This window comes from Dietzia sp. NPDC055877, assembly GCF_053615975.1.
In genome coordinates this window covers 41,183-55,198 of the sequence record NZ_JBSHCV010000011.1, presented here as the reverse complement: position 1 = coordinate 55,198, position 14,016 = coordinate 41,183, and the positions used below count along the sequence as shown (strand labels likewise).

The 14,016-nt window shown below is 68.6% G+C and carries 11 protein-coding genes and 1 tRNA gene; 9 read left to right on the top strand and 3 right to left on the bottom strand.

Features of this window, described 5'->3' with window-relative positions:
- Positions 1-67 precede the first annotated feature (67 nt).
- From ACWGLC_RS12250 to ACWGLC_RS12235, 4 genes are all read left to right on the top strand, one after another.
- Positions 68-796, top strand: a complete 729-nt coding sequence (locus tag ACWGLC_RS12250) for a M23 family metallopeptidase (protein ID WP_452100160.1) — start codon at positions 68-70, stop codon at positions 794-796.
- A 138-nt stretch (positions 797-934) separates the two neighbouring features.
- Entirely contained in the window at positions 935-2,020 is a 1,086-nt protein-coding gene (locus ACWGLC_RS12245) for an S-(hydroxymethyl)mycothiol dehydrogenase (protein ID WP_452100159.1), read from the top strand.
- Positions 2,017-2,676, top strand: a complete 660-nt coding sequence (locus tag ACWGLC_RS12240; RefSeq protein ID WP_295651611.1) for an MBL fold metallo-hydrolase — start codon at positions 2,017-2,019, stop codon at positions 2,674-2,676. Before ACWGLC_RS12245 ends, ACWGLC_RS12240 begins: the two co-directional genes overlap by 4 nt.
- A gap of 128 nt (positions 2,677-2,804) precedes the next feature.
- On the top strand, positions 2,805-3,254 hold the full coding sequence (locus ACWGLC_RS12235) for an SRPBCC family protein (RefSeq protein WP_230931270.1): 450 nt from the start codon (positions 2,805-2,807) through the stop codon (positions 3,252-3,254).
- A 100-nt stretch (positions 3,255-3,354) separates the two neighbouring features.
- Here the strand turns inward: ACWGLC_RS12235 and ACWGLC_RS12230 are convergent, their stop codons facing one another.
- The gene (locus ACWGLC_RS12230; RefSeq protein ID WP_452100203.1) at positions 3,355-5,163 is read right to left on the bottom strand and encodes an MDR family MFS transporter; all 1,809 of its coding nucleotides are present in this window, start codon (positions 5,161-5,163) and stop codon (positions 3,355-3,357) included.
- 247 nt (positions 5,164-5,410) lie between these two features.
- Positions 5,411-5,487 (bottom strand) — tRNA-Leu (locus ACWGLC_RS12225).
- Between the two features lie 79 nt (positions 5,488-5,566).
- Here ACWGLC_RS12225 and polA point away from each other — a divergent pair.
- The 4 genes from polA (at position 5,567) to ACWGLC_RS12205 (ending at position 11,150) form a co-directional block, all read left to right on the top strand.
- On the top strand, positions 5,567-8,347 hold the full coding sequence (gene polA, locus ACWGLC_RS12220) for a DNA polymerase I (protein WP_452100158.1): 2,781 nt from the start codon (positions 5,567-5,569) through the stop codon (positions 8,345-8,347).
- 139 nt (positions 8,348-8,486) lie between these two features.
- Positions 8,487-9,386 (top strand): ABC transporter substrate-binding protein, encoded by a 900-nt coding sequence (locus tag ACWGLC_RS12215; RefSeq protein ID WP_452100157.1) that lies wholly within the window; start codon positions 8,487-8,489, stop codon positions 9,384-9,386.
- A gap of 22 nt (positions 9,387-9,408) precedes the next feature.
- Positions 9,409-10,392: an amino acid ABC transporter permease gene (locus ACWGLC_RS12210; protein WP_452100202.1), complete on the top strand. Its 984-nt coding sequence runs from the start codon at positions 9,409-9,411 to the stop codon at positions 10,390-10,392.
- Positions 10,389-11,150: an amino acid ABC transporter ATP-binding protein gene (locus ACWGLC_RS12205; RefSeq protein ID WP_452100156.1), complete on the top strand. Its 762-nt coding sequence runs from the start codon at positions 10,389-10,391 to the stop codon at positions 11,148-11,150. Before ACWGLC_RS12210 ends, ACWGLC_RS12205 begins: the two co-directional genes overlap by 4 nt.
- 101 nt (positions 11,151-11,251) lie before the next feature.
- On the opposite strand, the gene ACWGLC_RS12200 is transcribed toward ACWGLC_RS12205, so the two are convergent.
- Complete coding sequence (locus tag ACWGLC_RS12200) at positions 11,252-12,055, bottom strand: class I SAM-dependent methyltransferase (RefSeq protein WP_452100155.1); 804 nt, start codon at positions 12,053-12,055, stop codon at positions 11,252-11,254.
- Between the two features lie 92 nt (positions 12,056-12,147).
- Here ACWGLC_RS12200 and rpsA point away from each other — a divergent pair, with 92 nt between their 5' ends.
- A complete protein-coding gene (gene rpsA, locus ACWGLC_RS12195) occupies positions 12,148-13,620 on the top strand; it encodes a 30S ribosomal protein S1 (protein ID WP_452100154.1) in 1,473 nt (490 codons plus the stop codon).
- Positions 13,621-14,016 lie beyond the last annotated feature (396 nt).

Genomic DNA, 14,016 nt, shown 5'->3' with positions numbered 1-14,016 from the left:
TTGGAGGCCACCGGGGAAGCCGGTCGGCCCTCTGCTCTACCCCGCAACAGACTTTGAGGTTTCCCTGATGACCGACGCCACTCGCATCCCCTTCGCCGAGCTCGCCGACCGGCTCGGTGTCGATGGCTCCGTTGCGGCCACCGGCCGTCACCGTGCAGTTCGTTCGTCGGCCCGGATGGGTCGCCTCGTCGCCGGCGCCGTCGCCGGTGCAGCTCTCTCCGGTGGCGTCGCCATGGCCGCCGCTCCCGCCGCCTCCGCCCAGTCGGCGGAGGTCAATCCCGACCAGCTCGCCGAGATGGCACAGGGTGTGATCCAGGGCATCGGGCTGAACGAGCAGCAGCTGCGCGACTACGCGAACGACTTCGCGATCGATCCGTCCATGCTCGGCTCGCTGGGCGTCCCGGGCGTCGGGGGCGCACACGCACCCACCCACGGCCCCATCACCTCGGGCTTCGGCCCGCGGTGGGGCACGTTCCACAACGGCACCGACTTCGGGGCGCCCATCGGCACCCCGATGTACGCCGCCAAGTCCGGCCAGGTCGTCGCCGCAGGGCCCGCGTCCGGTTACGGCCTGTGGATCCGGATCCAGACCGATGACGGCGAGCTGCTGGAGTACGGCCACAACGACACGAACTACGTCTCCGTCGGCCAGCGCGTCAACGCCGGCCAGGTCATCGGCACCGTCGGCAACCGCGGATACTCGACCGGCCCGCACCTGCACTTCGGCGTCCGCAACGCCGCCGGCCAGTGGATCGATCCGGTGCCGTGGCTGCGCGGCAACGGCGTCGTCGTCTGATACTTCGGCCCGGCTCGACACCTGATCTCGCGCCCCGTCTCCCACCCGGGAGGCGGGGCGCGAGCTGTTGTCGCGCCACCGGTCGGGCTTTCTGACACAGTGGTGCGGGAGTATTCAGATCTAGCGGAGAGGCGATCAATGTCGCAGACCGTCAAGGGCGTCATCGCCCGCAGCAAGGGGGCCGAGGTCGAGCTGGTCGACATCGTGGTCCCCGACCCCGGACCGAACGACGTCATCGTCCGCGTGCAGGCGTGTGGGGTCTGCCATACGGACCTCGCGTACCGCGACGGCGGGATCAACGACGAGTACCCGTTCCTGCTCGGCCACGAGGCCGCGGGCATCGTGGAGACCGTGGGCGAGCGCGTCACGCACGTGGCCGAGGGCGATTTCGTGGTTCTCAACTGGCGCGCGGTGTGCGGCGAGTGCCGGGCCTGTAAGCGCGGCCAGCAGCAGTACTGCTTCGCGACCCACAACGCCTCCGGGAAGATGACGCTGACCGACGGCACCGAGCTCACGCCCGCGCTCGGTATCGGCGCGTTCATCGACAAGACGATCGTGCACGAGGGCCAGTGCACCAAGGTGGACCCGTCGGCCGATCCGGCCGTGGCGGGCCTGCTCGGATGCGGCGTGATGGCCGGCATCGGCGCCGCCGTCAACACCGGCGGCGTGAGCCGTGGCCAGTCGGTCGCGGTCATCGGGTGTGGCGGAGTGGGCGTCGCGGCCATCGTCGGCGCCCGGCTCGCCGGCGCCTCGACGATCGTGGCGGTCGATATCGATGACACCAAGCTCGAATGGGCCAAGGACTTCGGCGCCACCCACACGGTCAACTCGCGAGGGACGGACCCGGTGACGACGATCCAGGAGCTCACCGGAGGGTTCGGCGCGGACGTGGTGATCGATGCGGTCGGTCGCCCGGAGACCTACGAGCAGGCCTTCTACGCGCGAGACCTCGCCGGGACCGTGGTCCTGGTCGGCGTCCCGACCCCGGAGATGCGACTCGAGATGCCGTTGCTCGACTTCTTCGGTCGTGGCGGCTCCCTCAAGTCCTCGTGGTACGGGGACTGCCTTCCGGAGCGCGACTTCCCGATGCTCGTCGATCTGCACCTGCAGGGTCGTCTGCCGTTGGACAAGTTCGTCTCGGAGCGGATCGGTATCGACGCGGTCGAGGCGGCGTTCGATGCGATGAAGGCGGGTTCTGTCCTGCGATCGGTGGTGACGTTGTGAGCGAGACCTACACCAGTGCCGGTCACACCGGCGGGCTGCGTATCGAGAAGGTCGTCACGAGCGGGATCTTCGCGCTCGACGGGGGCGAATGGGAGGTGGACAACAACATCTGGATCCTCGGTGACGATTCCGAGGTGTTCGTGATCGACGCCGCCCACACCGCTCAGCCGATCATCGACGCGGTGGCCGGACGCAAGGTCAAGGGCATCCTGTGTTCGCACGCCCACAACGACCACATCACGGTGGCCCCCGAGTTGTCCGAGAAACTCGACGCCCCGATTCTGGTGCACCCCGGCGACCAGATGCTGTGGGACGAGACCCATCCCGACGTGTCCCACGGAGACCTCGCGGACGGCCAGAAGCTGGAGATCGCGGGCACGCGGGTCGACGTCATGAACACCCCCGGTCATTCGCCGGGATCATGTGTTTTCCATGTCCCCGAGGCGGGAGTCCTGTTCTCCGGTGACACCCTGTTCTCCGGGGGGCCGGGCGCCACCGGGCGTTCGTATTCGGACTTCCCGACCATCATCACCTCGATTCGGGAGCGCATCCTCACCCTGCCAGCCGAGACGCTCGTGCACACCGGCCACGGCGACGGCACCAAGGTCGGGGACGAGTCCCCGCACCTGGAGGAGTGGATCCGACGCGGGCACTGATCCGCACCTCGCACAGTGACGGGCGCGTCGGGCAGGATGGTTCCTGTCCGACGCGCCCGTCCGTGGGTGCCGGCCCGGCGAACACCGGTCCGCGACCAGGTCGGGCCTCGCGAGGAGGAACACCACACATGGCCAGGGTCACCGCCACCAACACCATCGTCATCGAGGCGCCAGTCGAGGCCGTGACCACGGCTATCGCCGACTATGCGGGCGTGCGCCCACGCATCCAGCCCGAGCAGTTCAGCGCCTACCGGCTTATCGAGGGCGGGCAGGGCCAGGGCACCGTCGCCGCCTGGCACCTCCAGGCCACCAAGAAGCGCAGCCGCGACGTCAAGGTGAGCGTCACGGTCGAGGACGCCGCCGGACACTGGTCACTCGTGGAGCAGGACGCGAACTCCTCCATGGCCACGACCTACACCGTGCGGGAGGCCACCGGCGGTTCGCTGGTCGAGATGACCACCTCGTGGGACGGCGCCGGGGGAGTCGGTGGCTTCTTCGAGCGCACCTTCGCCCCGGCCGGCCTCAAGCGGATCCAGCACGAGCTGCTGACCAACCTCAAGGCCGACGCCGAGAAGTAGGGTGCGCAGTCAGAACGGGGAGCCCGCCGGACGGTAGCGTTCGTCCGGTCGGCGGGCCTGCTCGGTCGGGGCCCGGGCAGGCCCGCCGGGTGTCCGCGCCTCAGCGGGCCGGGTCGGGCGGGGAACTGCTCGTCGTCGTCGCCCCTCCGGCCCCGCGGGGGTCGGTCGCTCCGCCCACGTCCGGAGTCTCCGGACCGTCCGCCACGACCGGGGCTGGAGTGGCGGCGACCTCCGCGGCCTCCGGATGTGTGCCGGAGGCCGCGGCCGCTGCAGCGGCCCGGGCGGCGTCCGCCTGCGGTGAGGTCGTCCGCAGCACGATGCGGGGCAGGAAGAACAGGACCACCGTGGCGATGACGGCCAGGATCCCGGCCACCAGGTAGATGCTGGACATGCTCAGCGCGTAGCCCTGCTCGAACGGGTACGCGACGGCAGCGGGGAGACGGTTGATCACGGCGGAATCCTTGGTCGCGGCCTCGAGCGCGCCGGCCGCCGCCCCGCCGCCGGGATCCGCGAGGGCCTCCAGGATCGAGTAGGCCTCCTTGTCCTGCCGCAGTGACGGGTCGGCCAGACCTTCCCGGATCCCGCGTGCGAGGCTGCCGTTCTTCTCCGCGATCTCGAGCTGGTCGCGGATCGCCCCTCCGACGCGGCTGAACAGGATGGACAGGAAGACCGCGACGCCGGCGGTGCCGCCGAGCTGACGGAAGAACGTCGCCGCGGCGGTGGCCACGCCGATCTCCTGTGGTCTCGCCGTGTTCTGGATGATCAGGGTCAGCGGCTGCATGCAGTTACCCAGGCCGATCCCCATGATGAACATGTAGGTCATCACCAGCCACAGCGAGGTGTGGGCATCGATGGTCGACAGCAGGAACAGCCCCACCGCGGCGATGGCGGTACCGGCGATCGGGTACCCGCGGATGTAGCCGGTCTTGGAGATGAGCTGGCCCGAGACGATCGAGGCGCCCATCATGCCCACCACGAGCGGCAGCATCATGAGACCGGACTTCATGGGGTCGGCGCCGTGCACGATCTGCATGTACAGCGGCAGGGTCATCAGCCCCCCGAACATGGCCATGCCCACGATGACGCTGCCGATGGTGATGATCGTGAACGTGCGATCGCGGAACAGCCTCAAGGGGATCAGGGCGTGGTCGCCGGCGCGGGCCTCGACGATGACGAACACGCCGATGCCCAGAACACCGACGATGTAGCACACCAGCGCGATGGGCGAGCCCCAACCCCACGTGCTGCCCTGCTCGGCGACGACCAGCAGCGGGACGAGCGCCACGATGATGGCGGCCGCGCCCGCCCAGTCCACCCGCTGCTGCACCCGCACGTTCTTCACGTTGAGGGTGAGGATGACCATGGTCAGTGCGATCGCCCCGATCGGGACGTTGACCAGGAAGACCCACCGCCACCCGGCGATGCCCAGGATGGAACTCGTACCGGCGAAGAACCCGCCGATGAGCGGGCCGAGCACCGACGACGTGGCGAAGACCGCCAGCATGTAGCCCTGGTACTTGGCGCGCTCGCGGGGCGGGAGGATGTCACCGAGAATGGCCAGCGACAGCGACATCAGGGCGCCCGCGCCGAGGCCCTGGAAACCGCGGAACGCGGCGAGTTCGTACATCGACGTGGAGGACGAGCTCAGTATCGAACCGGCCACGAAGATGATGATGCCCACGATGAAGAACGGCTTGCGTCCGTAGATGTCGGACAACTTCCCGTACAGGGGTGTCGAGATGGTCGACGTCAGCAGGTACGCCGTGGTGACCCATGCCTGGGCGCTGAGCCCGTCCAGGTCGTCGGCGATGGTCCGGATCGCCGTCGAGACCACGGTCTGGTCGAGGCTGGACAGGAACATCGCGGCCATGAGGCCGGCGAGGATGACGAGTATCTGTCTGCGGCTCAGTTCACTGCCGTCGGAACCACTCTGGTCGGTACCACCGCGGTCGTCGCCTGTGTCGGGTGCCACGGATTTCGGGGTCGTCAACGAGTCTCCTCTTACGGATCAGGGATCCGGGAAGCGGCGCCCCGCAGAGAACGGCGGGGAGCAGCCGGATGCCACGCGAGTATATGTGGGGTCCATGCCGTCCGACGTCGAATGACGGTCCGGGGGACACGTCTGAGGGACAGGGCGGGAGAGGGTCGGCCGTACGTGGTGCCCCCGGTCGGACTCGAACCGACACTGGACGGGTTTTGAATCCGTTGCCTCTGCCAATTGGGCTACGGGGGCGGGCGCGGCGAGCCGCTGGTCGGAAAGTCTAACCGACGACCGTCGAGCGTCTGTCCGACGCCCGCCCTAGAGTGGCGGTGTGAGCACCACGAGTCAGACCGTCGAAGCCAGTACCCCGTCAACCGCCGTCGTCGAGGACGGGCCCGCGCGTCTGCTCCTCCTGGACGGGCACTCGCTGGCGTTCCGGGCGTTCTACGCGCTGCCGGCGGAGAACTTCTCCACCGCATCGGGGCAGCACACCAACGCCGTCTACGGCTTCTTGTCCATGGTGGCGAATCTCGTGACGGAGGAGGAGCCGACGCACCTCGCGGTGGCGTTCGACGTCTCCCGTGCGACGCTGCACCGCACGGCCGAGTACCCGGAGTACAAGTCGACCCGGTCCGCCGCCCCCGAGGAGTTCAAGGGGCAGGTCGAGCTCATCCAGGAGGCGCTCGCCGCGCTCGGGGTGCGGACCCTGTCGCTCGAGGGCCACGAGGCGGACGACATCATCGCCACCCTCGCCACCCAGACCGTCGCGGCGGCCCCGGGCTCGAGCACGTTCATCTGCACCGGCGATCGGGACGCTCTCCAGCTCGTCACGGACGCGGTGACGGTCCTGTATCCGGTCAAGGGGGTCTCGGAGCTCGCCCGGTACACACCGGAGTCCGTCGAGGCGAAGTACGGCGTGACCCCCGCCCAGTACCCGGACGTCGCCGCGCTGCGTGGCGACACCTCCGACAACCTGCCGGGCGTGCCCAAGGTCGGGGACAAGACGGCGGCAAAGTGGATCACCCAGTACGGATCACTGTCCGAGCTCATCGCCCACGCCGACGAGGTCAAGGGCAAGGTCGGCGAGAGCTTCCGCGAGCATCTGCCGCAGGTGCAGCTCAATCGCCGGATCACCGAACTGACCCGCGACCTGGACCTCGGCGTCGGGCTCCCGGATCTGGTCCGCCACTCCCCGGAGCGAGCGGACGTCAACGCGCTGTTCGACCGCCTGGAGTTCGGGCCGCAGGCCCGCGACCGCTTCCTCAAGGCGTTCCTGCCGGAGGGGGCACCCGAGCCGGTCGCCGAGGTCGCACTCGAGCAGGCCTCGGTCCTGCACGCCGGTGAGGTCTCCGACTGGCTGGCCGCGCACGCGCCGGCCGGGCAGCGGCATGGCGTCGTCGTCGTCGGACCGTCCAAGCCCGGCGCGGGCGACGCGCAGACCATCACCATCGCCGCCGCGGGCGGCGCCTCCGGTCACCTCGACCTCGCGGCGATCGGCCCCGCCGACGAGCAGGCTCTACAGGCGTGGCTCTCGGACGAGGCGGTGGCCAAGGCCCTCCACGACGCCAAGGCCGCCACCCACGCCCTCGCCGGGCGCGGTCTCGCCCTGGGCGGGGTCACGATGGACGTGGCACTCGCCGCCTACCTGGTGCGCCCCGGCCAACGGAGCTACGGGCTGGCCGAGTTGTACCAGCGCCACCTTCAGCGGGAGCTGCCCGAGGTCGAGGCGGGGGAGAAGCAACTGTCGCTGCTCGACGAGGAGGACGACGCCGAGGTCGAGCAGAAGAACGCCGACGCGGCCGCGACCCGCGCCCGCGCGGTGGTCGATCTGGCGGACCGTCTCGACGTGGAGCTCGATCAGGTGCACGGCGCCCGGCTGCTCGCCGAGATGGAACTTCCGCTGGTACCGGTGCTGGCGCGGATGGAGTCGCTCGGGATCGCGGTGGACGGTGCCGCACTGGACGAGCTGCGCGACGGGTTCGCCGACCGTGGCCGGCAGGCGCAGGAGGCGGCGTACGCGGCCATCGGCGGTGAGCAGATCAACCTCGGCTCGCCCAAGCAGCTGCAGGTCGTGCTGTTCGAGACACTCGGCATGCCCAAGACCAAGAAGACCAAGACCGGCTACACCACCGACGCCAAGGCGCTTGAGGAGTTGCTGGCGAAGGAGACCGGCGAGACCCCCGGCCGGGCGTTCCTCGAGGCGCTGCTGCTCTACCGCGAGACCACCAAGATGCGCACCACCGTCGAGGGGCTCATCAAGACCATCGGCGACGACCGGCGCATCCACACCACCTTCAACCAGACCGTCGCCGCCACCGGGCGGCTGTCCTCGACGGACCCCAACCTGCAGAACATCCCCGTCCGTACCGAGGACGGGCGCCGCATCCGACAGTCGTTCGTCGTGGGAGAGGGATACGACTGCCTGCTCACCGCGGATTACAGCCAGATCGAGATGCGCGTGATGGCACACCTGTCCGGTGACGAGGGGTTGATCGAGGCGTTCCGGACCGGCGAGGACCTCCACTCGTTCGTCGGATCGCGCGCGTTCGGCGTGCCGATCGACGAGGTGACGCCGGAGCTCCGGCGCCGGGTCAAGGCCATGAGCTACGGACTGGCCTACGGCCTCAGCGCGTTCGGTCTGGCCGCGCAGCTCGGGATCAGCCAGGCGGACGCGCGCGAGCAGATGGACGCCTACTTCGCACGGTTCGGCGGGGTCCGCGACTACCTGAAGGCCGTTGTCGAACAGGCGCGGCGGGACGGCTACACCGAGACCCTGTTCGGTCGCCGCCGGTACCTGCCCGAGCTCAACTCGGACAACAGGCTCAAGCGGGAGAACGCCGAGCGGGCCGCACTCAATGCGCCGATCCAGGGCACCGCCGCCGACATCATCAAGGCTGCCATGCTTCGGGTCGATGCCGACCTCACCGAGCGCGGGCTGAAGAGCCGGCTCCTGCTGCAGGTACACGACGAGCTCGTGGTGGAGGTCGCCGAGGGGGAGCTCGACGAGGTGCGAGACCTGGTGGTGGATCGTATGTACTCGGCCATCGAGCTGGACGTGCCGCTCGACGTGTCCACCGGCACAGGGCCCGACTGGGACGAGGCCGCGCACTGAACCCCGGACGGGTCCCCGATCCATCCACGTTCAGATCCCGTACTGACCCTGATCCGATACGGCCGATTCATTTTGTGCCGGTCCCCGGATGCCCTAGGTTCATTGCAGATTCGGCTAAACAACGCCTGAAAGGCCTGTCATGACCTTCACTTCACGGCGCGGACTGCGTGCCGCCCTGGCCATGTCCGCCACCGCGGCCCTCGTGCTCACCGGTTGCACCACCAACACCGAGGGGCCGGAAGACTCCGGTGAACCGCGTGAGGAGGTGGCCGTCGAGGTGAACGACGAGATCGCCGCGCTCGTCCCGGCGGAACTACGCGAGCGGGGGGTCATCGTGATCGGCACCAACACCCCGTACGCGCCCAACGAGTTCAAGGACGAGAACGGCGAGATCGTCGGGTTCGACATCGACGTGATGGACGCCGTCGCCGCGGTCATGGGCCTGGAGGCGGATTTCCGCGAGTCGGATTTCGAGAAGATCATCCCCGCCATCGAGGGCGGCACCATGGACATGGGCGCCTCCTCGTTCACGGTCAACGCCGAGCGGCTCGAGACCGTCGACTTCGTGACCTACTTCGAGGCCGGGATACAGTGGGCCGCCGCCGCGGGCAGCGACGTGAATCCGGATGACGCGTGCGGGCTGCGGGTCGCCGTCCAGCGCACGACCGTCTCCGACCAGGAGGATGTGCCCGCACGCAGCGAAGCCTGTGTCGCCGCGGGCAAGCCCGCGATCACGAAGGTCCAGTTCGACACCCAGGACGAGGCCTCCACCGCCGTCGCGCTGGGCAAGGTCGACGCCATGTCGGCGGACTCCCCGATCTCGGCGTACGCGGTCAAGCAGTCCGACGGAAAGATGCAGCTCGTCGGCGAGGTGTTCGACTCCGCGCCGTACGGCTGGCCCGTGCGTAAGGGCAACGAGCTGGCCGTGGCCCTTCAGGCGGCCGCGAACGAGCTCATCGAATCCGGTGACTTCGAGACCATCGCCACCAACTGGGGCGTCGAGAACGGGCTGATCTCCCAGTCCGAGATCCGGGAGTGACCGCTCCGTGAGCAGCACGGAAATGGGCACCGGGACACCCTCGGGGTCGGCGCCCACACCGATCAAGGCGGTGCCGCTGCGGCATCCCTGGCGATGGGTCTCCGCGGTCGTCGTCCTGATCCTGGTGTTCCTGTTCATCTGGGGCGCCGCCACCAATCCCGCCTACGGGTGGGACACCTACGGCCGGTACCTGTTCGACACCCGGTTCGGTACCGCGGCGTTCTACACGATCGCGCTGACGCTGCTGTCGATGATCCTCGCGGTGGTCCTCGGCATCATCCTGTCGGTGATGCGGATGAGCAGCAATCCGGTGCTCAAGTCGGTCGCCTGGGTCTACCTGTGGATCTTCCGTGGGACACCGGTCTACGTCCAGCTGCTGTTCTGGGGTCTGGTCTTCACGATCTACCGGCAGGTCCAGTTCGGGATCCCGTTCACCGACATCCAGTTCATCCGGTTCGACGACACGATGGTCCTCTACTCGGCCTTCTGGCTCGCCGTGATCGGTCTGGCGATGAACGAGGCCGCCTACATGGCGGAGATCGTCCGCGCCGGCATCTCGTCAGTTCCGGAAGGGCAGGCCGAGGCGTCCACGGCGCTGGGTATGTCCTGGGGTCAGACGATGCGTCGGACGATCCTCCCGCAGGCGATGCGGGTGATCATCCCGCCGACGGGCAACGAGTTCATCTCGATGCTCAAGACGACCTCGCTGGTGGTGGCGATCCCGTTCTCCGGGGAGTTGTACGGGCAGGCCCGCGACATCTCCGGGGTCAACTTCCAGCCCATCCCGTTGCTGCTCGTGGCGGCCACCTGGTACCTGGTGATCACCAGCGTCCTCATGGTGGGCCAGCACTACCTCGAGAAGCGGTTCTCCCGCGGTGCGACCCGGAAGCTGACCGGCAAGCAGCTGCGGGCATTGGCCGATGCCGAGGGGCTGACCCCGTCGTCACTGGCCGCCAGCGGGGCCGCGGGTCCGACCGTCACCGACCAGCCCGGGGGGAACCGATGACGCCGATGGTCAAGGCCGACCAGGTAGTGAAGAACTTCGGGTCGCTGGAGGTCCTCAAGGGTATCGACCTCGAGGTGGGCGCCGGTGAGGTGCTGTGTCTCGTCGGTCCGTCCGGATCGGGCAAGTCGACGTTCCTGCGGTGCATCAACCACCTGGAGAAGGTCGATGCGGGACGCCTGTACGTCGACGGCGCGCTGGTCGGATACCGGCAGAAGGGCGACAAGCTCTACGAGATCTCACCCAAGGAGGCCGCCCGGCAGCGCCGCGAGATCGGGATGGTGTTCCAGCACTTCAACCTCTTCCCGCATCGCACCGCCCTCGAGAACATCATCGAGGCGCCGATGCTGGTGAAGGGCGAATCCCGCGCGACGGCCACCGAGCGGGCCCGGAGACTGCTGGAGACGGTCGGGCTCGCGGCCAAGGCCGGCGCCTACCCGGCCCAGCTCTCGGGCGGGCAGCAGCAGCGGGTGGCCATTGCCCGAGCGCTGGCGATGGAGCCGAAGCTCATGCTGTTCGACGAGCCCACCTCGGCACTCGACCCGGAGCTGGTCGGCGAGGTGCTCGCCGTGATGCGGGATCTCGCCGAGGCCGGGATGACCATGGTCGTGGTGACCCACGAGATGGGTTTCGCCAGAGAGGTCGCCGACACCGTCGCGTTCATGGACAACGGGGTCGTGGTCGAGTCCGGCAAGCCCGCCGACGTGCTCGGGGCGCCCGCCCAGCAGCGGACGAAGGACTTCCTGTCGAAGATCCTGTGACCGCCGATGCCGCCTGATCGCGTCCCCTCGTGTGCTGTCGCCCGCGAGGGGACGCGTGTATCAGGACCGCGGGTGGCCACCGAACGGGTGGCGTCGCGAGGTCAGGGCAGGGTGGCCACGAAGATCGCGGTGCCGGGGAAGATGCTCCCGCGCAGAGGACTCCACTGGCCCCACTCCCGGTCCAGCCACTCGGGCCATTCCGGCTCGATGAGATCCCGGACGACGAATCCGGCCGCGACCAGCTCCCGGATCCGGTCGCCCACGGTCCGATGGTGTTCGACGTAGGTGAGCTCACCGTCGTCGTACTCCGTGTAGGGCGACCGGTCGAAGTACGGGAAGACGGCGACGAGCCCGTCGACCCCCGGGTCGTCGCGGAAGATCCACCGCATCGGATGGTTGACGGAGAACACGAAGCGCCCTCCCGGACGGAGCACCCTGGCGGCCTCGGCCATCACGCCCGCCGAATCCGCGACGAACGGGATCGCGCCGAAGGCGGAGAACGCCACATCGAAGCTGTCGTCGGCGAAAGGGAGCCGCCCGGCGTCGGCCTGGATCAGAGGGACCGATGCGGCCGGGCCGGTGGACCTGCTCGCGGCCTCCGCGCCCACGCGGAGCATCCCCGCGGAGAGGTCGACCGCCACGGCCCGGGCGCCGCGGCCGGCGATCCAGCGAGCGCAGGGCGCCGAGCCGCTACCGATCTCGAGGACATCGCGGCCCTCGACCTCGCCCAGCAACCGCCAGTCGCCCTCGTGCAGGCCTTCCGGGCACCAGACGAACTCGCCGTCGGGGGAGTGGGCGCCGAGAAAGTCCCCGTGGGTGGCGTGATAATCGGTGGCCTCGGAATCCCACCACGTGCGGGAGGCGCGGACAGACTCTCCATGTCCAGGGGGGTTTGTGGACGTCACGCTGGAAGCGTACAGTTGACGGTCGCGTGCGTACACGCTCGCGTTTTTCCCGCCCACCTACGATTCCTATCCACCTCGGAGCACCCCACCATATGACCACCAACACCACGTCCCCGCAGGTAGCCGTCAACGACATCGGCTCCGCCGAGGACTTCCTCGCCGCCATCGACGCCACGATCAAGTACTTCAACGATGGTGACATCGTCGAGGGCACGATCGTCAAGGTTGACCGCGACGAGGTTCTGCTCGACATCGGCTACAAGACCGAGGGCGTCATCCCCTCGCGTGAGCTGTCCATCAAGCACGATGTCGACCCGGGTGAGGTCGTCGAGGTGGGCGATGAGGTCGAGGCTCTGGTCCTCACCAAGGAGGACAAGGACGGACGTCTGATCCTGTCCAAGAAGCGCGCCCAGTACGAGCGTGCCTGGGGCACCATCGAGGAGCTCAAGGAGAAGGACGAGGCCGTCAAGGGCACCGTCATCGAGGTCGTCAAGGGCGGCCTCATCCTCGATATCGGCCTCCGTGGCTTCCTCCCCGCCTCGCTGGTGGAGATGCGCCGCGTCCGCGACCTCCTGCCGTATGTGGGCAAGGAGCTCGAGGCGAAGATCATCGAGCTGGACAAGAACCGCAACAACGTCGTGCTCTCGCGCCGTGCATGGCTCGAGCAGACCCAGTCCGAGGTCCGCTCCGAGTTCCTGCACCAGCTGCAGAAGGGCCAGGTCCGCAAGGGCGTCGTGTCCTCGATCGTCAACTTCGGTGCGTTCGTGGACCTCGGCGGCGTCGACGGCCTCGTCCACGTCTCCGAGCTGTCCTGGAAGCACATCGATCACCCGTCCGAGGTCGTCGAGGTCGGTCAGGAGGTCACCGTCGAGGTTCTCGACGTCGACCTGGATCGCGAGCGCGTTTCCCTGTCGCTCAAGGCGACGCAGGAGGATCCGTGGCGGCACTTCGCTCGGACCCACGCGATCGGCCAGATCGTCCCGGGCAAGGTCACCAAGCTCGTTCCCTTCGGCGCGTTCGTGCGCGTCGAGGAGGGCATCGAGGGCCTGGTGCACATCTCCGAGCTGGCCGAGCGCCACGTGGAGGTCCCGGACCAGGTTGTGACCGTGGGCGACGACGCCATGGTCAAGGTCATCGACATCGACCTCGATCGTCGTCGTATCTCGCTCTCGCTGAAGCAGGCGGACGAGGACTACACCGAGGAGTTCGACCCGTCGAAGTACGGCATGGCCGACAGCTACGACGAGGCCGGCAACTACATCTTCCCCGAGGGCTTCGATCCCGAGACCAACGAGTGGCTCGAGGGCTTCGAGAAGCAGCGTGAGGAGTGGGAGGCCCGCTACGCCGAGGCCGAGCGTCGTCACAAGATGCACACCGCCCAGATCGAGAAGGGACGCGCCGCCGCCGCGGAGGCCGCCGAGGCCGCGCCGACCAACTACTCGTCGGAGTCCGCTCCGGCCTCGCGTCCGGCCGCCGAGGCCAGCCAGGCCGAGTCGACCAGCGGTTCGCTGGCGTCGGACGAGCAGCTCGCCGCCCTGCGCGCGAAGCTGGCCGGCGGCGAGTGATCCTCGCTGCCCTGAGGCGCTAGCCGTCTCGTAGCACTATGCACGGCCCCGGCCGCGCTCCCTGAAAGGGAGAGCGGCCGGGGCCGTCGCCTATTTGCCGCCCGCCCGCGGGTTCGGGCGATCGTTGCACAGCCGGAGTGGGCGTGTGACGCGTCGCGGTAGCGAACGTAGCCAGGGCGCCTCCCGGCGCCTGTCAACGTGGCCGGGTGGTGGTATACGACGACGAGGTCATCGGTCGCCGAGGATGCCCACAGCCGGGGCCCGTCCTCCGCGCTCTGCCCGAGGGGTGACTGAGGCGGGGAGGAGCCGGCGAGGGCGCAGCGGCGTTCCCGGACGGTTGCTCGAAATGAACTCACCGGCGTCGGAGGCATATAGCTCCGACGCCGGTGGGTGTTC

Excerpts from the sequence above, each read along its gene's own strand:
- ACWGLC_RS12210 (WP_452100202.1), top strand. The coding sequence starts at position 9,409 with ATGGGCACCGGGACACCCTCGGGGTCGGCGCCCACACCGATCAAGGCG.
- ACWGLC_RS12245 (WP_452100159.1), top strand. The coding sequence starts at position 935 with ATGTCGCAGACCGTCAAGGGCGTCATCGCCCGCAGCAAGGGGGCCGAG.
- rpsA (WP_452100154.1), top strand. The coding sequence starts at position 12,148 with ATGACCACCAACACCACGTCCCCGCAGGTAGCCGTCAACGACATCGGC.
- ACWGLC_RS12250 (WP_452100160.1), top strand. The coding sequence starts at position 68 with ATGACCGACGCCACTCGCATCCCCTTCGCCGAGCTCGCCGACCGGCTC.
- ACWGLC_RS12215 (WP_452100157.1), top strand. The coding sequence starts at position 8,487 with ATGACCTTCACTTCACGGCGCGGACTGCGTGCCGCCCTGGCCATGTCC.
- ACWGLC_RS12235 (WP_230931270.1), top strand. The coding sequence starts at position 2,805 with ATGGCCAGGGTCACCGCCACCAACACCATCGTCATCGAGGCGCCAGTC.
- ACWGLC_RS12205 (WP_452100156.1), top strand. The coding sequence starts at position 10,389 with ATGACGCCGATGGTCAAGGCCGACCAGGTAGTGAAGAACTTCGGGTCG.